The organism is Amycolatopsis halotolerans (assembly GCF_042647905.1).
In the GTDB taxonomy this organism is placed as follows: domain Bacteria; phylum Actinomycetota; class Actinomycetes; order Mycobacteriales; family Pseudonocardiaceae; genus Amycolatopsis; species Amycolatopsis halotolerans.
Genome location: NZ_JBHRWI010000042.1, coordinates 299,572 through 316,385, shown reverse-complemented (window position 1 = coordinate 316,385; position 16,814 = coordinate 299,572). Strand labels below are relative to the sequence as shown.

Genomic DNA, 16,814 nt, shown 5'->3' with positions numbered 1-16,814 from the left:
CCTCATCCCCCGACGACACGCACCCCGCCCAGCCCTACTGAGAAAACCTCAATGTGGCGCTAGCCCCAACCCGAAACCGCAGCCGACGCACCCAACGATCGAGGCACCCAGCCCCACCCCCGCACCCCGATACGAAGCGTCCCTGCGGTCTGGGGGTGCTTGTCAAGGCATCTTTCCCGCCTTGACAAGCACCCCCAGACCGTCAGCACAATCAAGCTTCGGGGTGCCCCACGCACGCCAAGGCCGATGTCGCCGCCAGGCGACGAGCCACCCACCTCACTCAGGAACGGTAAGCAACCCCCGGTCATAAGCAATAGCGACAGCCTCAGCCCGCCGACTAGCCCCCAACTTCGCCATCACCCGAGACAAATGCACGCTCACCGTCTTCTCGGAGATGTACAGCTCCTCCCCCACCTGCCGATTAGTCCGCCCCAGCGCAACCCGCTCCAGCACGTCTCGCTCCCGATCGGTCAAGGGGTTCAGCTGCGGTCGGGCAGGCACAGCCTCGACACCGGACAACTCCACCCGGGCCCGATGCGCCAATTCCCGAACCGCATCCCGCAACGGAACAGCATCCAGCTTCACCGCGACCGAATGCGCAGCCTCCAACGCCTCGGCCGCCCCAGCCCGTCCGGCAGCCAGCAACGCCTCCCCTTGCCGCCACCGACAAACCGCCTGCTCGTAAACCGCCCCGTACGAAAAGGCCTCAGCCGCTTCCGCCCAAAGATCCGGATCCGCGGGCCCCTCCAACGCAGACGCGGCGGCTTCCATCCGCGCCAGCCAAGCCCGCCCCTCCGGCCCCATAGTCCCGGAACGCGGATGCCCCTCGGCAGCACACCGCCGCCCATGCGCCACAAGCCGCCGCCCGACAGCCACGAAACCGTCCGCCGCGGCCTGATCCCCCTTGGCCCGGGCCTCAGCAGCCAACGCGGCGGCGGACGGAATCGCCAACGCCACGATCCGAATCCCGCCCAACAGCGCGGACTCGGCCTTCTCCAGCCACAACACCAACTCGTCAGTGATCCGCAACGCCTCGGAATGCTCTCCGCGCCAAGCGGCCAGCTCAATCGCGGCGTCCCCGGCCGCCATCGCGATCTGCAGATCCGCCATCCACTGCTGCCGAAGCCCGGGCAACGCCTTGGCCGCGTCCGCGAACCGCCCGCGCCCCACCAGGAACAGCACCCAATTGGCCAAGATCCGAGCAGCGACCGCACTGGACACGCCTCGGCGCGCGCGCCCGGCGGCGTCCTCCTTCGGCCAATCCCCGCTGAGGTAACGCAAGTAGAGCAACCGGGCCCGCAACTCCAACCCGTACGTACTCCAGGTAAGTCCGGTTTCCTCAGCCCGCGCGACGCCGCGTGCGGCATGCGCAAGCGCCAGGTCCATCTCGGCCTGATCGTCGTAGCTGAGGGCGAGGAAGTACATCGCGCGAATCTCGACGTTCAACGCACCCGCGTCGTGCGCCTTCTGTTCGGCTTCCCGCAGGCGTTCGCGGGCCTCGCCAGCGTCGCCCGCGCTATCGGCCAACGTGCCGAGCGTGACGAGCGCCGACGCCTCAGCCCCGACCGCGCCAACGGCTCGCGCGTCGGCAACCGCGGTATGCGCACTGGCCAACGCCTCGGCGTGCTGGTCTCGCAGCCGCTGGAACCCAGCACGGGAAGCCAGCACCCACGCGCGTGCACCGCTGGGTTCCCGCTCGGCGACCAGCTCCCAAGCCCGCTCGATCGCGCGGACCGCCTCGTCGAACGTGCCTTCCAGCGTGAGCAGCGTTTCGGCCAGCCGACGCCAGACCTTCGCCGCATGCTCAGGCGACGCGTCCGGTTTGAGGGCTTCGGTAGCTGACCGCGCGTACGCCACCGCACGCTCCGGCTCGCCGGAAGTGCCAGCGAAGTACGAGGCCTCGCTGAGCAGCTTCAACTCGTTGACGCCGTCGGGACGGTTTTCCGGAGCCACGGCGTCCCAAATGGACTGTGCTTGCTCGATGTGCCGCAGCGCCGCACCGGGCGCGCCGAGCTTTTCCGCTTCGTCGGCGGCGCGGAGCAACGCGGACAGGGCAGTGTCGAAGTCCCGGCTTTCCAGGCTGTGGAAGGCCAGCTTCGCGTCGTGGCCGCGGCCCTGCGGCATCGACTTGATCCGCGCCGCGTATCCGGCGTGCATCCGCGTGCGCTCGCCGGGAAGCAGGTCCGCGTAGACCGCTTCCTGCAGCAAAGCGTGGCGGAAAGTGTAGAAACCGTCCTCGATGACAAGGACGTGGTGCTGCACGGCTTCCCGCAGCGCCTCGTCCAGCTCCAGGTCCCCGATGCCCGCGACTTGCGCGAGGGCGGCGTGCGAGACCGATTCGTTGGCGACCGAGATGACCCGGAGAACCCGGCGCGTCTCGGCGGGGAAACGTTCCAGCCGGGCGAGGAGGACTTCGGCGAGCCCGGCGGGGAGATCTTGGCAGTCCGCTCCCGTGGCAAGGAGTTCCTCGACAAAGAACGGGTTGCCCTCGGACCGTTCGGCGATGTCCGCAACCACGTCCGGCGACAGCGGTTCTTCGGCGAGCGCCGCGACGAACGCGCGCGCGTCGGCCGGGCCGAACGGAGCCAGTGCAACCTGTTCGACGGTGTTCAGCCGGACCAGTTCGGACAGCAGACCGCGCAGCGGATGCCTGCGGTGGACGTCCTCCTCGCGATAGCTGCCGACGACCAGCAGCCGCTGCGCGCGCAGGCGGCTGAGCAGGAAGGACAGCAGGTTCCGGGTGGAGGAATCCGCCCAGTGCAGGTCTTCGAGCAGGACGACCACCGGCTGCTCCTGGCCGACCTCGGTCAGCACCCCCAGTACCGCGTCGAACAGCTGGAGCTGACCCAGGTCCTGCTCAGGCCGCACCCGGCGGACGCCCTCGCGCTCCCCTTCGGACACCTGCCCGTGGTCGCCGGTGGCCGCGGGCTGCGGATCGCCGCCTTGGGGCAGCAGCATCCCCAGCGCGGACCGCGCCCGCACCGCCGCCGAAACCGCGGGATCGGCCGACGAGCCCAGCGGAGCCAGCGCCTCGGCGAACGGCAGATAAGGCAGACCGCCGTCGCGCACGTCGATGCAGCGGCCGGTGAGCACGAGCCCGCCGCAGCCGGCGACGTGCTCCCCGAGCGCGGTGAGCAGGCGGGTTTTGCCGACCCCGGCGTCGCCCGCGATGAGCACCGCACCTGCTTCTCCGCGTTCTGCGCGCGCGAAGGCCGCTCGCAGCCGCCGCATCTCTTGCGTGCGGGCGACGAGCGGAATACCGGAACCGAGACGAGGCACGAGATGCATTCTCACCTACACCCCCGACAGTTCCGACATGGATTTCCTCGTGGCGGCCGGTTCGGCCAGTGATCTCCGTCCGATCGGCGGACGAAGGGCGGCCCGCCGCGTCTCTTCGGAACCGGTCCGGCCGGTGCTCCGGGGACCGATCGGCGCGCGGGCCGCGGCAAGTTTCCGGGTGAAGCGGGCCGCCGCTTAGCTCGCGACGGTGCTTGGGAGAGGTCCGTGAGGGGAATCCTGAGGGACTCTGATTCCCGCAGGGTTCCCTTCACGGACCTCTGCGGGAGCTTCTCCAGGCGGGCGTCGCGGACGGGGTGCGTCCGGCGGGCAAAGCAGCGGCGCCGGGCGGCACAGCGAGACCGGATCCGGCGGGCGGAGCGGCCGCCCGGAAACCGTGTTCCGGCCCGCCGCCCCGCCCGACCCCCTTACCGTCCCCGACCCGGGTCCGGGGCTCATGCGCTATGTCGCGCCCGGGCCTCCGGTACCGTCGCCGTCCGCCTTTGCTGGCGGGGCACCTCGACGTTCGTGACGCGGTGTGCGCGCACCCAGCGGACCACGCGGTTGCCGCGGCTCATGCGCGCCTGGCGGGCGGCGCGGCGCAGTTCGGCCATCCGGTAGTCCACCTCGGCGCGGGTGGCGTCCCAGTTGTAGTCGCTCATCGGATTCTCCCCAGCGGTTCGTGGTTCCTTGACGAAGACCACTTTCGTGCTGAGGGCCCGCCCCGGACATCAGGTGATCGCCTACACCCGGACGCGAAAAGACCCCTTACCCGCGCTCTCGCCTAAGGAAGTCCAGGTCGAGCGGGGTAAGGGGTCTTAGTGCGGCGATCAGCCGGGCGAACGGGTCAAGCCTGTCCCTGGCCGCGCACCGCGTCCAGCAGCGCCTGCCAGCCGGCGGCGGGCAGGCGGAACGCTCCGCCTTCCGGGTCTTTGGAGTCGCGCACCGCGGCTCCGCCCGCGACGAAGGCGACCTCGACGCAGTCGTTGCCGCCGCCGCTGTAGCTGCTCTTGCGCCACTGGGCACCGGAAAGGTCGGCCATCATGGTCCCCACATCCTCACTGTCTCGGGTTGGTGTTCCTCGGTTCCTGAACCACGGCGGCCTGTTCGGCGAACCGGCCGGCCGCGTCGGTGATCAGAGCCACCGAATCGTCCGGTTTCAGCGCTGCTGCGCGCAGGTGGTCGAACATCAGCGCGTAGCGCCGGACGTCGTCGGGCTGTTCGAGGTACAGGCCGCTGGAAGTGCTGTCGTCGACGTAGACCACGTCGGGATCGGCCTGCTCGGGGAAGCCCATGATGAGGAACGGTCCCTCCATGCCGGGGTGCGCCCCGGCTCCGAACGGCACCACCTGGACGGTCACGTTCGGCTTCTCGGCCATCGCGCTCATCCGGTACAGCTGTTCGGCCATCACCTCGGCGCTGTCGACGACACGGTGCAGCACCGCCTCGTCGATCACCGCCCAGTACTCGACCGGCGGGTCGTCGGTCAGCAGCTGCTGGCGCGCCATCCGCGCGGCGACCCGGCGGCGGGTCTCGGACTCCTCGGCGTCCGGGCGCAGCGCGCGGATCACCGAGAACGCGTAGCGCTCGGTCTGCAGCAGCCCCGGAACCAGCAGCGCCTGGAACGCGCGCAGCGAACTCGCGTCGGCTTCGAGGCCGACGAAGGTGCCGGTGAAGACTTCGTTGTAGGCGTGCCACCAGCCGCGTTTGCGCGCTTCGCGCGCGAGCTGGACGAGCGCCTCCTGCTCGTCGCCGGTGATGCCGTACAGCGCGAGCATGTCCCTCGCGTCGCGCGGGGTGACGCCGACGTGGCCGGTCTCGATGCGGCTCACCTTGGACGCCGAGCACTCCAGCTTCTCGCCGACCTCGTCGATGGTGAGATCGGCGGCTTCGCGCAGCCTCCGCAGCTCGCTCGCGAGGCGCCGGCGGCGAACGGTCGGTCCCTGGCCTCTCGCCACGGCAGCACCTCCGGTCCGTATTTGTTCCCGCACCGCATATCTAACCAGGTGATCGACTTGTCAGTGGAGTAATCACATCGGGGAATTCCCGCCGTCGCTCCGGGAGATGCCGACACCTGGTTCCGACCTGCATTGTGCAGAGTGCGCTTGTACTCTGGCATCCTGCGGGCCGAGACGCGAATCCAGTCGCGCCGACAGCCCTGAGCAGCGTAGACGACGGCCGTCCGGGGCCATTCGCGGCTACCGCGAAAACCGGATGACGTGGTGTCCGGGGCCGACCCCCGACCGGTCCCGGGCACCTTCCTTCGCCGCACAGGTATTACCCAAACGTGTTTCCCGCGCAATTTCGCGTTGCCCGCACGACAGTTTTCGGTGTTTTCCTCTGCAGACAGCCACTCTGAGTGGTCATCGACGGGCCGGATGTCCTTATCGGACCCGCAGCAGTCCTTCTTGGACCACGGTCGCGACGTGCAGGCCGTCGCGGGTGAAGAACCGTCCGGTGGCCAGCCCGCGCGCGCCCGAGGCGCTCGGCGAGGTGCTGTCGTAAAGGAACCACTCGTCCGCCCGGAACGGACGGTGGAACCACAAGGCGTGGTCGAGGCTCGCGCCGAGCACCTTGTCGACGTCCCAGTACACGCCGTGCCGCGCGAGCACCGAGTCGAGCAGTGTCATGTCCGAGGCGTAAGCGAGCACGCAGACGTGCAGCAGCTGGTTGTCGGCCAGGGTTCCGTCGGCGCGCATCCAGACCCGGTGGTGCGTCGGGCGTTCGCCGGTGGTGCGGGTGACCCATGGCGGCTCGCCGACGTAGCGGATGTCGATCGGCCGCGGGACCTCGCTGAAGCGCAGGCCATAGCCCGCGGTCAGCTCGGGGAAGGTCGGCAGCGTCTCCGGGGCGGGCACGTCCGCCGGCATCGGCTCGGCGTGGTCGATGCCCGGCTCGTCCTTCTGGAACGACGCGGACAGCGAGAAAATCGCCTTGCCGTGCTGGACCGCGACCACGCGCCGGGTGGTGAACGAGCGGCCGTCGCGGATGCGGTCCACCTCGTACACGATCGGGACGCTCGGGTCGCCGCCGCGGATGAAGTACGCGTGCAGCGAATGGACCCGCCGCTCCTCCGGAACGGTCCGGCCCGCCGCGACGAGCGCCTGCCCGGCGACCTGCCCGCCGAACACGCGCACCGGCGAGTGCGCGGGCGAGACGCCACGGTAGATGTTCTCTTCGATCTTCTCCAGGTCCAGCAGCGCGACGAGCTTGTCCAGCACCGGCTGCCCGCCGCCACCGGTGCTCGCGTCGAGTCCGGTGGCGGCTTCCCTGGCCATCTCAGTCATGCCGGAACACTATGCGGGAAGGGTTCCGCACGTCCCTTATGCGTGGTCGTCTTCACCGAGCCGGTGGACGTGGATCAGGTTCGTCGACCCGACGGTCCCGGGCGGGGAGCCCGCGACGATCACCACGAGGTCGCCGCGCTGGTACTTGCCCATTTCGAGCATCGCGTGGTCGACCTGCTGGATCATCTGGTCGGTGGAGTCCACCCGCGGCACGATCTGCGTCGTGGTGCCCCAGGTGAGCGCCAGCTGGCTGCGGACGCTCTGCTCCGGCGTGAACGCCATCAGCGGCAGCCGCGTGTGCAGCCGCGCGAGGCGGCGCACGGTGTCGCCGGACTGCGTGAACGCGACCAGCGCCTTGGCGTTGAGCCGCTCGCCGATGTCGCGGGCGGCGTAGGAGATCACGCCCCGCTTGGTGCGCGGCACGTGCGACAGCGGCGGCACGACCGGCGAATCCGTCTCGACGGCCTCGACGATCCGGCCCATCGTCTGGACCGTTTCGATCGGGTAGCGGCCGACGCTCGTCTCGCCGGACAGCATCACCGCGTCCGCGCCGTCGAGGACCGCGTTCGCGACGTCGGACGCCTCGGCGCGGGTCGGGCGGGAGTTGTTGATCATCGATTCCAGCATCTGCGTGGCGACGATGACCGGCTTCGCGTTCTCGCGGCAGATCTGGATGGCGCGCTTCTGCACCAGCGGGACCTGCTCGAGCGGCAGCTCGACGCCGAGGTCGCCGCGGGCGACCATCACCGCGTCGAAGGCCAGCACGATGGCCTCGAGGTTGTAGACCGCCTCGGGCTTCTCGATCTTCGCGACGACCGGGAGGCGTCCCTTGCCCACGCGGTCCATGACCTGGTGCACGAGGTCGATGTCGGCGGGCGAGCGCACGAAGGACAGCGCGATGAAGTCGACGCCGAGGTGCAGCGCGAACTCCAGGTCCTCGATGTCCTTCTCGGACAGCGCGGGCACCGAGACGTCCATCCCGGGCAGCGACACGCCCTTGTTGTTGCTGACCGGGCCGCCCTCGGTCACCTCGCACACGACGTCCGGGCCCTCGACGTCCTTGACCACCAGGCCGACCTTGCCGTCGTCGACCAGCAGCCGGTCGCCCGGCTTGGCGTCGCGGGCGAGTCCCTTGTAGGTGGTCGAAACCCGGTCGTGGGTGCCGGCGACGTCCTCGACGGTGATCCGGACGACGTCCCCGGTGTGCCATTCCGCCGATCCGCTGGCGAAGGTGCCCAGCCGGATCTTCGGTCCTTGCAGGTCGGCGAGGATCCCCACCGCCCGGCCACTTTCGGCGGCCGCGGACCGGACCAGGTCGTAGACCTGCTTGTGGTCGCTGTGGCTGCCGTGGCTGAAGTTCATCCTCGCGACGTCCATCCCGGCGTCGACGAGTGCCCGCATCTTCTCCGGCGTGGAGGTCGCGGGACCCAATGTACAAACGATCTTCGCGCGTCGGCTCACGTCCGGAGAGCCTAGTCGCTCGGGCCGCTCCCGTCTGTACCGATCCCGAAGTTCCGGCCCCGGAACGCGGGAAGGATTCAGTTCCGGGCACCGGCGTGCGCTGGGCGACCGCGCCGCACCCGGGCGCCCGGAATCACCCGGACGGGGGAGGCCGGGCTCAGCGCCGCGGTTTCTCGCTCGGACCCACGTGGTCGCGTGCCCATTCGTTGAATTTCCGCAGCTGACGCCACGATTTCCGCACCCGGTCGAAGGTCTCGCGCTCGTGCAGGTAGTCGTCGGGCTCCCAGACGCGGACGGCGTACACGGAACGGTGCCGCAGCAGGTCGAGGCGCGGATGGTCCTCGGCGAACCCGCGCGGTTTGGACTTCAGCCGGTCGCCGAGAATTTCCCAGCCCGCCTTGCGCAGGCCCGCCAGGATTTTCTCCAGCGCGGGCCCGTGCAGTTCGGTGTCGACGGCCGTGCGGTACCGGGCCAGCTGGTCCGAGGCCAGGTGGAAGCAGCCGCCGCCGACGCGCAGCCCGACCGGGCCGACCTCGACGTAATACGCTCCCCCGCCGCGGCCGGACTCGATCACCCCGCCGCAGTGCGTCTTGTACGGCGTCTTGTCCTTGGCGAAGCGGACGTCGCGATAGGGCCGGAACACCTTCGCCTCGCCGAACCCCGCGCCGAACTCGGGCTCCAGCTCGGCCAGCAGCGCCTCCATCGGAGCCCGCACGTGCTCCTTGTAGACCGCCACGTTGTCGTCCCAATAGGCCTTGGTGTTGTCCGCGAGCAGCCCGTCGTAGAACTCGACGGCGTGCTCCCCGAATCCGCTGAACTTCACCCGCAGCACGATAAACCGGGGCGCCGACAGAATCGGCGCCCCGGCCGCATCGGGCGGGGTTACTTGGCGAGTGCCGTGATCAGCTCGCCGTTCGAGGTGTCGCCGGACAGCTCCCAGAAGAAGGTGCCGCCGAGGCCCTGCGACCGCGCGTACGACGTCTTGCCCGCGATGGTCGACGGGGTGTCGTAGCTCCACCAGTTCGAACCGCACTTGGCGTACGCGGTGCCCGCGACGGTTCCGGTCGCCGGGCAGCTCGTCTTGAGGATCTTGTAGTCCTCGATGCCCTGCTCGTACTTGCCCGGAGCCGGTCCGGTCGCGGTGCCGCCCGGCGCGCTCTGCGTGACGCCGGTCCAGCCGCGGCCGTAGAACCCGATGCCCAGCAACAGTTTCGAGGACGGGACGCCCTTGGTCTTGAGCTTCTGGATGGCCGCGTCCGAGTAGAAGCCCTGCGTCGGCAGGCCGTTGTACGACGTGAGCGGCGAGTGCGGCGCGGTCGGTCCCTGCGCGGCCCAGCCGCCGAAGAAGTCGTACGTCATCACGTTGTACCAGTCGACATACTGCGCGGCGCCCGCGTAATCGGTCGCGTCGAGCTTGCCGCCGTTGCTGCCGTCCGCGGTGATCGCGGCGGTGACGAGCTTCGACGAGCCGAACTTGCCTCGCACAGCCGCGAGCAGCTTCTTCAGCGCGTCGGGACCGCTGGTGTCACAGGTGAGGCCGCACGCGTTCGGGTACTCCCAGTCGAGGTCGATGCCGTCGAAAAGCCCGGCCCAGCGCTTGTCGTTGACGAGGTTGTAGCAGGAGTTGGCGAAGGCTTCCGGGTTCTTCGCGGCCTGCCCGAAGCCGCCGGACCAGGTCCAGCCGCCGAACGACCAGATGATCTTCAGCCCGGGGTGCTTGGCCTTCAGCTTCTTGAGCTGGTTGAAACTGCCCGCGAGCGGCTGGTCCCAGGTGTCGGCGACGCCGTCGACGCTGCCCGCCGCGTCGTAGGTCTTCTGGTAGTCGGCCCACGCGTCGCCGATCGCGCAGCCGCCGCCGGTGACGTTGCCGAAGGCGAAGTTGATGTGCGTGAGCTTGTTCGCCGAGCCGGACGTCTCGATGTTCTTCACGTGGTAGTTGCGGTCGTAGATGCCCCAGTCGGTGAAGTAGCCGACCACTTTCCCGGCCGCGGCCTCGGTTCTCGCGGGCGCGGCCGTCGAAGCGGCGGGGACGAGCGCGGCCGCGGCGGCGAACGCCGCGGTCGCCAGGCCGGCCAGTGCCAGCAGGCGTTTTCTGCGCAAGCGAAGCATCGTTGCTCCCTTCAGGAGTCACCGTCGGTGACGAAGCGGTAACGGTGGGGACGAATGCACCGTAAGTGGACTAGACCACCAGGTCAATGGTTTAGACCATAAAACGGACATTCGGCGGTACTCGCATTCCTTGACAGGCATATGCCCCGCGAGGCAGATTTCCGGGGTGATGCAGACCTTCGACGTGCTGGCCGAACCCCGCCGCCGCGCGCTGCTGGACCTGCTGCTGCAGGGCGAGCGGTCGGTCGGCGAGCTGGTGGCCGAACTGCGGCTCAGCCAGCCCGCCGTGTCCAAGCACCTGCGCGTGCTGCGCGAGGCGGGGCTGGTGACCGTGCGGGTGTCCGCGCAGCGCCGCTGCTACCGGCTGCGCGCCGAACCGCTGGCCGAAGTGGACGCGTGGCTCGCGCCCTACCGGCAGTTCTGGGCGGACCGGCTCGACGCGCTCGAACAGCGGCTGGACGAAACCGAGTGAGGAGCACCCCGTGATCCGAGTGGACGGCCGGACCCTGCGGTGCGCCGACGTGGTCGCGGCGGCGCACACCGAAGGCCCGCTGGCGATCGACGTGTCCATCGCCGCGATGCGCGCCGCCGAGCATTCGTGGAAGCTGGCCGAGGACCTGAGCACCCGGCGAGTGGTCTACGGCCGCACCACCGGCGTCGGCGCGAACAAGGACGACGCAGTGGACGAACCCGCCGAGCACGGCCTCCGGTTGCTGCGCAGCCACGCCGGCGGCAGCGGCGACCTGCTGCCGGACGGCCAGATCCGCGCGATGCTGCTGATCCGGCTCAACCAGCTGCTGACCGGCGGGTCCGGAATCAGCCCGGAGCTGATCAATGCGCTCTCCGAAGCCGTCCGCACTGGTGCGCTGCCGGTAGTGCACCGACTGGGCGCGATCGGCACCGGCGACCTCGCCCCGCTCGCGGAAACCGCGCTCGCGTTGGCCGGTGAACGCGATTGGGCGATCGGCGCGGTGCCACCGGTTCCGGTGCACGCGGGCGATGCGTTGGCGTTCATGAGCAGCAACGCCGCGACGCTCGCCGAAGCGACTCTCGCCGCGATGAGCCTGGACACGCTCACCCGCGCGAGCCACGCCGTCGCAGCCCTCACGTACGTGGCTCTCGACGGCAACCCCGAGGCGTACGCGACGCCTGTGCACGAAGCACGTCCGCACGCGGGGCAGGTGGCGTGCGCGGCTGAGATGCGTCGGCTGTTGGGCATGCACGGCACGCCTAAGCCAGGGCGTCGGCTTCAGGATCCCTTCGGGTTGCGGGCTTTTCCTCAGGTGCAGGGTCCCGCTTTGGACGCTATCCACTATCTGCGGGATGTGCTTGCCGTGGAGATCAATGCCAGCACGGAAAATCCGATGATCTCTACGGTGCACGGCGATGCTTACCACCATGCGCACTTCCACACCGCTTACGTCTCGACTGCGCTCGATCAAGCCCGCGCGACTGTGCATCAGGTGGCGGAGCTGTCCGTGGCTCGGTTGGGTGATCTCGTGGAACCGGAATTCACTGGCTTGCGGCCGTTTCTCGCGGTCGGGCCGCCGGGGAGTTCCGGGGTGATGATTCTGGAGTATGTGGCGCACGACGCGCTCACCGAACTACGGCAGGCGGCCTTGCCTGCGACGCTGGGGACTGCTGTGGTTTCGCGCGGGATTGAGGATCACGCGAGTTTTTCGACCCAGGCCGCGCGGGCTGCTACGGCGGCTGCAGCTGCTTATCGGCAGGTGCTGGCTTGTGAGCTGGTTGCTGCGGTGCGGGCGTTGCGGATCCGGAAGGCTGAGCTGGTGGATCTGCCGGTCCGAGCGGCTTTCGCGGCTGCGGTGGGAGTGTTGGATGAGCGGCTGGAGGATCGGCCGTTGACTGAGGACATCGCGAAAGCGGCTGGGGTTTTGGACGAGCTGGCGCGGATCTGACTGACCACAGTGGACACTCAGTCCCCGGCCAGCACGTCCCGCCGCAAAGCCGCGAACAGTTCCTCCGCGTGCGCTCGATCCCGAGCCGCAGCAACGCTATCGCCGCGCCGCTCCAGCAAACCGGCGTGCGCCGCGTGAACCCGAGCGAGCAAGTACGGTGAAGTCATCCTTTTTGCCAGCACGTGTGCTTCTCCGAGGCTTTCCTCTGCGAAGACAAAGGATCCGCGGCGCAACGCGGCAAGACCCTGTACCCGAAACGCATCCGTGCGGGCAAGGATATGATCAATGTGCTCAGTACAAGCGACAGCCTCCGCCGCAGTCTCCCCAGCCGCAACCGGATCTCCAGCCGCCAGTTGCGCCTCGGCGAGGAAAGGCAGTGCGTCGGTCATCTGCCAGCTCCGCTCCCCCTGCATCGCGAGCAACGGCAGCAACCGGCGCACTCCTCGCTCAGGACGCCCAGCCCGCACGTCGTTCTCCGCCAGCTGAGCGGACGCGTTGCAGATGATGTCGGCATTGTCGCTTTCCCGCCCCAGCCGAAGCACTTGAGTCAGATCGTCGGCTGCCGCGCCGAAGCGGCCGCAGGCTGACCACAACGCACCCCGGCCGATGAGGGCCATCGCGCCGCACATGGGCGACCTGCCGTGTCCCGCGAGTTCCAGCGCCTGGCTGAACCGCCGCGAAGCGTCGCCCCAGCGGCCGACGTAGACCGCGCTCGCGCCGAGGTTGCAGACGGCTCGGCTGAGCAGTTCCCGGTCGCCTAGCTCCTCAGCCAGCAAGAGGATTCGCTCGAACTGCCGGTCGGCCCGGGCCAACTCGCCGCGGTAGTGGTGCAGCACGGCGACGCCGGTCAGCGCGCGGACCACGATCTCCCGGTCGCCGCACAGTTCCGCGGTGGCAGCGGCGGTGTGCAGATCAGTCAGCGCTTCTTCGTTGCGGCCCAGCAGCCGCAATGCCAAGCCCCGGCGCAGGTGTCCGCCCGAGAGGCCGTGCTCGTCCCCTGCCGCTTCTGCGGCAACGATCGCGGCGGTGGACACCTCGACGGACTCTCGATAGCGCGTGCTCTGGTAGAGATTGGCGGCGCGAGCCAGCCGCAGCCGGACGGCTGATCCGCCGGGGCGGTCTTCGGTCAGCGTCGGCGCGATCCGCGCCAGTCCCTCGCGCGGGGTGCCGCGTTGGTAGTGCAGGTAGCCGATCCGGGCGATCACCAGGCGTTGCCGTTCCTCGTCGCCTTCCTTGCGGTACACCAAAAGCGCGCGTTCGGCGGCGGCGAGCGCGGCGTCGTAACGGCCAGCGGCGGCGAGTGCGTCCGCCCAGGCTTCGGCGGCTTCGGCGACAGCGGCCTGCGAACCGGTGCGGTCCAGCAGATCGACCAGCGCGCCCAGGTGCTGGGCGGCCGTGTCGTGGGCGGCTTGTCTGCTGGCTTTTTCCGCGGCGTGCCGCAAGGTTTGCGCGGCCCGTTCGGTGTCCTGTGCGTGCGTGTAGTGGTACGCCGCCGCCGCGCCGCCCAGTGCTTCGGCCAGTCTGCGGTGCAGCACATGCCGACGGCTTGGCGGCAGGTCTCCGTTCATCACCTCGGCGACCAGTTCGTGGGTCAGCCGGACGCCTTCGGCGTTTTCGTCGAGCAGCCGCGCGGTGTGCGCGGGCGCCAGGACTTCGGACAGCTCCGCGGGATCCAGCCCGGCAGCGGCGGCGAGGACGTCCGGGTCCATCCGCTGCTGTCCGACCGCCAGCAGCGTCAGGACTTCGGCCGTCCGTTCGGGCAGCGAACCGAGCTGCCGCCGCACCGCGTGGGCAAGTCCCCACGGCAGTTCCGCGGGCGGTTTGCCGGATCTGCCCAGTACGTGGCCCAGGTGGACCAGGAACAACGGGAGACCGCCAGCCAGCCGGAGCACCCGTTCGCGAGCGGACTGCCCCACCTCGGTCCCGGCGCTGTGGTGCAACAGCATCGTCGCGTCGTCGTCCGCCAGCGGAGCAAGGGAATGCTGTGTCAGCAAGCCTTTCCGGTACAACTCGAGCAGGGTGTCGGCCAACGGCTCAGCCGCGGCGATCTCGGTGTCGCGGTAGGCGGCGAGGAAACGGACCCGATCCGGCCGGACGTCCTGAACCAGCGAAGCCAGCAGCGCGAGGCCGTCCGGACCGGCCCATTGGAGGTCGTCCAGGATCACGAGCACGCCATGCCGGCGCGCGAGCGTGTCGAGAAACCGCGCGGCCTCGGCGAACATCAGCCAGCGGGGCGGGGCCGGTTCGGCGGTGCGTTGTTCGGGCAGCAGGAACGCCAAGCCGGGTCCGGCGGGGTGCTCGGACGCGTGCCGGGCGAAGGCTTCGGAGAGCGGCGCGTACGGCTCCCCGCCGTGCCGGGAACACGCCGTCGAAAGCACCACCGTGCCCCGGGTTTCGGCCAGCGTCGCGGCTTCAGTCAGCAGCCGGGTCTTGCCGATGCCGGTCTGCCCGGCGAAGACCAGGAACGGCTTGCCCGTGCCGGAAATGTGCTTGTCCAGCAAGGCGTGTTCCTCGACGCGGCCGATGAGATCCGGTGCCGGACGAGGCGGCGGGACCGGAGTGTCCGGCGGACGCTGCCTGCCGCGCCGGGCGGCCGCGAGGAGTTCGGCACGGCCGTCCGCGGGCAGCGCGAGACCGTCGGCGAGGAGTTGCACAGTGACCCGCCGCGGATGCCGCTGCCCGCGTTCGAGATTCCCGACGCCGCGGGTGCTCAGCCCGCAGCGCTGCGCCAGTTGTTCCTGCGTCAGCCCGGCCGCCCGGCGCAACCGGACCAGCGTCCGGTCGAACGTTTCCGTCGCGCCGTCCGGCATGTCCCGCACCTCCCGCCGCTCCATGGTCGCTCGCCCCGGGACCGGCGAACATCCTCCGAAGGTCGGGTTCCTCCTCCCGGCACAACAGCCGGTTGTGCCGGTTGTTCCTGGTTCCGCACCGCCTCGGTGAAATCCAATGGCGGCACCGCTTTTCGCCCGTCTTCCGGGCAGCGGCGTACCAGGAAGGACGCGATGATGCGTGCAGGAACGACCTTGAGACGGCTGGCCGCCGCCGGTGCGGCGCTCGCGCTGGGAGCAGGCGTGGCGGCGACGTTCACCCCGGCCGCCGACGCCAGCCCGCGGCTGAGCCCGGCGTCGTGCGCCAGCGCCCCCGAGGGCTACGCGAAATGCCAGGCGGTGCAACTGGTTTCGGCAGGTGCCCGTCCGGCCAGCGCGATGAGCCCGACCGATCTGCAGAACGCCTACGGCGTCGCCGGGCTGAAGAGCGGCGGAACCACCGTCGCGATCGTCGACGCCTTCGACGACCCCGGCATCGAGAAGGACCTGAACGACTTCCGGTCGCACTGGAACCTCGGCTCCTGCACCAAGGCGAACGGCTGCCTGACCGTCGTCGGCCAGGACGGCACGAGCACGCTGCCGTCCAAGACCGACTCGGGCTGGGCGACCGAGATGGCCATCGACGTCGACGCGGTCAGCGCACTCTGCCCGGATTGCAAGATCCTGCTGGTGGAAGGCAACAGCAACGAGGACAGCGACCTCGCGGCGGCCGTCGACAGCGCGGTCCGGCTCGGCGCGAAGATCGTGTCCAACAGCTACGCCGACCACGAAAGCGCGATCCCCTCGGACGCCGAGCAGCACTACAACCACCCTGGCGTCGCCATCCTCGGCGCCACCGGCGACTGGGGCAGCGAAAGCGGCGCGCAGGCCGAATACCCGGCCACCTCGCCCGAGGTGGTGGCGGTCGGCGGCACCACGCTGACCGCGTCCGGCGGCGGCTACACCGAAACCGCCTGGAACAAGGCGGGCAGCGGCTGTTCGAGCAAGTTCAGCAAGCCCGCGTTCCAGAACGGGATCAGCACCGCGTGCGACAATCGGGCCACTTCGGACATTTCAGCCGACGCGGATCCCAACAGCGGCATCACGATCTACGTCAACGGCCAGCAGTCGCAGTACGGCGGCACCAGCCTCGCCACCCCGATCGTCGCCGGCATCTGGGCGCTCGCCGGAACGCCGAAGGACGGCGACAACGCCGCGACCTACCCGTACGCGCACACCGGTGACTTCAACGACGTCACCTCGGGCAGCAACGGCAGCTGCGGCACCGTCATCTGCGACGCGGGCACCGGCTGGGACGGCCCGACCGGCCTCGGCACCCCGCACGGCGTCAACGGCCTCACCCCGGGCGGCGGCACCAACGGCAAGCTGAGCGTCAGCAACCCGGGCAACCAGAACGGCGTGGTGGGCAAGGCGGTTTCGCTGAAGGTCAGCGCTTCCGGCGGCACCTCGCCCTACACGTACTCGGCGGACGGCCTCCCGGCCGGGCTGGCCATCGACGGCAAGACCGGCTCCATCACCGGCACGCCGAGCGCCGAAGGCACCAGCAAGGTCACCGTGACCGCCACCGATTCCGCCGGGGCGACCGCGCAGGCTCCGTTCACCTGGACCGTCACGACGGCCCCGGCGGGCAAGCTGACCGCGAAGTTCACCACCGACTACGACTACGGGTTCGGCGCCTTCGCGCACTTCACGATCACCAACGGCGGCGCGTCGGCGGCGAACGGCTGGACGCTGGCGTTCGACCTGGCCTCGAACGAGTCGCTGTCGAACACGAACCCGGGCACCGCGTCCGGGTCGACCGGGCACGTCGTGATCACCGGCCAGAACGCCATCCCGGCGGGCGGCAGTCTCACCGTGTCGCAGATCTACCAGGTGTCGGGCGGCTCGTTCACCGCTCCGGCCCACGTTTCCGTCTCCTGAGAATCCGACAGCCG

The 16,814-nt window shown here is 69.6% G+C and carries 12 protein-coding genes; 3 read left to right on the top strand and 9 right to left on the bottom strand.

The genetic code is table 11. From position 1 onward, the window contains the following. Positions 1 to 276: 276 nt before the first annotated feature. From ACFORO_RS31980 to ACFORO_RS31945, 8 genes are all read right to left on the bottom strand, one after another. Complete coding sequence (locus ACFORO_RS31980) at positions 277 to 3,288, bottom strand: helix-turn-helix transcriptional regulator (protein WP_377872611.1); 3,012 nt, start codon at positions 3,286 to 3,288, stop codon at positions 277 to 279. A gap of 443 nt (positions 3,289 to 3,731) precedes the next feature. Continuing rightward, positions 3,732 to 3,938: a hypothetical protein gene (locus ACFORO_RS31975; protein ID WP_354750804.1), complete on the bottom strand. Its 207-nt coding sequence runs from the start codon at positions 3,936 to 3,938 to the stop codon at positions 3,732 to 3,734. A 185-nt stretch (positions 3,939 to 4,123) separates the two neighbouring features. Continuing rightward, on the bottom strand, positions 4,124 to 4,321 hold the full coding sequence (locus tag ACFORO_RS31970) for a DUF397 domain-containing protein (RefSeq protein WP_037809881.1): 198 nt from the start codon (positions 4,319 to 4,321) through the stop codon (positions 4,124 to 4,126). 13 nt (positions 4,322 to 4,334) lie between these two features. Next, positions 4,335 to 5,234, bottom strand: a complete 900-nt coding sequence (locus tag ACFORO_RS31965) for a helix-turn-helix domain-containing protein (protein WP_354750803.1) — start codon at positions 5,232 to 5,234, stop codon at positions 4,335 to 4,337. Positions 5,235 to 5,660: 426 nt separating this feature from the next. Then, entirely contained in the window at positions 5,661 to 6,563 is a 903-nt protein-coding gene (gene tesB, locus ACFORO_RS31960; RefSeq protein ID WP_377872613.1) for an acyl-CoA thioesterase II, read from the bottom strand. Positions 6,564 to 6,599: 36 nt separating this feature from the next. Continuing rightward, positions 6,600 to 8,024: a pyruvate kinase gene (gene pyk, locus ACFORO_RS31955; RefSeq protein ID WP_354750801.1), complete on the bottom strand. Its 1,425-nt coding sequence runs from the start codon at positions 8,022 to 8,024 to the stop codon at positions 6,600 to 6,602. A gap of 157 nt (positions 8,025 to 8,181) precedes the next feature. Continuing rightward, a complete protein-coding gene (locus ACFORO_RS31950; RefSeq protein ID WP_377872615.1) occupies positions 8,182 to 8,847 on the bottom strand; it encodes a DUF2461 domain-containing protein in 666 nt (221 codons plus the stop codon). A gap of 59 nt (positions 8,848 to 8,906) precedes the next feature. Continuing rightward, positions 8,907 to 10,133 (bottom strand): glycoside hydrolase family 18 protein, encoded by a 1,227-nt coding sequence (locus tag ACFORO_RS31945; protein WP_354750799.1) that lies wholly within the window; start codon positions 10,131 to 10,133, stop codon positions 8,907 to 8,909. A 169-nt stretch (positions 10,134 to 10,302) separates the two neighbouring features. Here ACFORO_RS31945 and ACFORO_RS31940 point away from each other — a divergent pair, with 169 nt between their 5' ends. Continuing rightward, the gene (locus ACFORO_RS31940) at positions 10,303 to 10,605 is read left to right on the top strand and encodes an ArsR/SmtB family transcription factor (protein WP_354750806.1); all 303 of its coding nucleotides are present in this window, start codon (positions 10,303 to 10,305) and stop codon (positions 10,603 to 10,605) included. 10 nt (positions 10,606 to 10,615) lie between these two features. After that, positions 10,616 to 12,052, top strand: coding sequence for an aromatic amino acid ammonia-lyase (locus ACFORO_RS31935; RefSeq protein WP_377872617.1), 1,437 nt, complete (start codon positions 10,616 to 10,618; stop codon positions 12,050 to 12,052). A 17-nt stretch (positions 12,053 to 12,069) separates the two neighbouring features. Here the strand turns inward: ACFORO_RS31935 and ACFORO_RS31930 are convergent, their stop codons facing one another. Next, positions 12,070 to 14,886: an ATP-binding protein gene (locus tag ACFORO_RS31930; protein ID WP_377872619.1), complete on the bottom strand. Its 2,817-nt coding sequence runs from the start codon at positions 14,884 to 14,886 to the stop codon at positions 12,070 to 12,072. A 171-nt stretch (positions 14,887 to 15,057) separates the two neighbouring features. On the opposite strand from ACFORO_RS31930, the gene ACFORO_RS31925 reads away from it, so the two are divergent. Beyond that, entirely contained in the window at positions 15,058 to 16,800 is a 1,743-nt protein-coding gene (locus ACFORO_RS31925) for a putative Ig domain-containing protein (RefSeq protein ID WP_377872620.1), read from the top strand. Positions 16,801 to 16,814: the final 14 nt, after the last annotated feature.

Excerpts from the sequence above, each read along its gene's own strand:
- ACFORO_RS31940 (WP_354750806.1), top strand. The coding sequence starts at position 10,303 with ATGCAGACCTTCGACGTGCTGGCCGAACCCCGCCGCCGCGCGCTGCTG.
- tesB (WP_377872613.1), bottom strand. The coding sequence starts at position 6,563 with ATGACTGAGATGGCCAGGGAAGCCGCCACCGGACTCGACGCGAGCACC.
- ACFORO_RS31975 (WP_354750804.1), bottom strand. The coding sequence starts at position 3,938 with ATGAGCGACTACAACTGGGACGCCACCCGCGCCGAGGTGGACTACCGG.
- ACFORO_RS31930 (WP_377872619.1), bottom strand. The coding sequence starts at position 14,886 with ATGGAGCGGCGGGAGGTGCGGGACATGCCGGACGGCGCGACGGAAACG.
- ACFORO_RS31945 (WP_354750799.1), bottom strand. The coding sequence starts at position 10,133 with ATGCTTCGCTTGCGCAGAAAACGCCTGCTGGCACTGGCCGGCCTGGCG.
- ACFORO_RS31970 (WP_037809881.1), bottom strand. The coding sequence starts at position 4,321 with ATGATGGCCGACCTTTCCGGTGCCCAGTGGCGCAAGAGCAGCTACAGC.
- ACFORO_RS31980 (WP_377872611.1), bottom strand. The coding sequence starts at position 3,288 with ATGCATCTCGTGCCTCGTCTCGGTTCCGGTATTCCGCTCGTCGCCCGC.
- ACFORO_RS31925 (WP_377872620.1), top strand. The coding sequence starts at position 15,058 with ATGCGTGCAGGAACGACCTTGAGACGGCTGGCCGCCGCCGGTGCGGCG.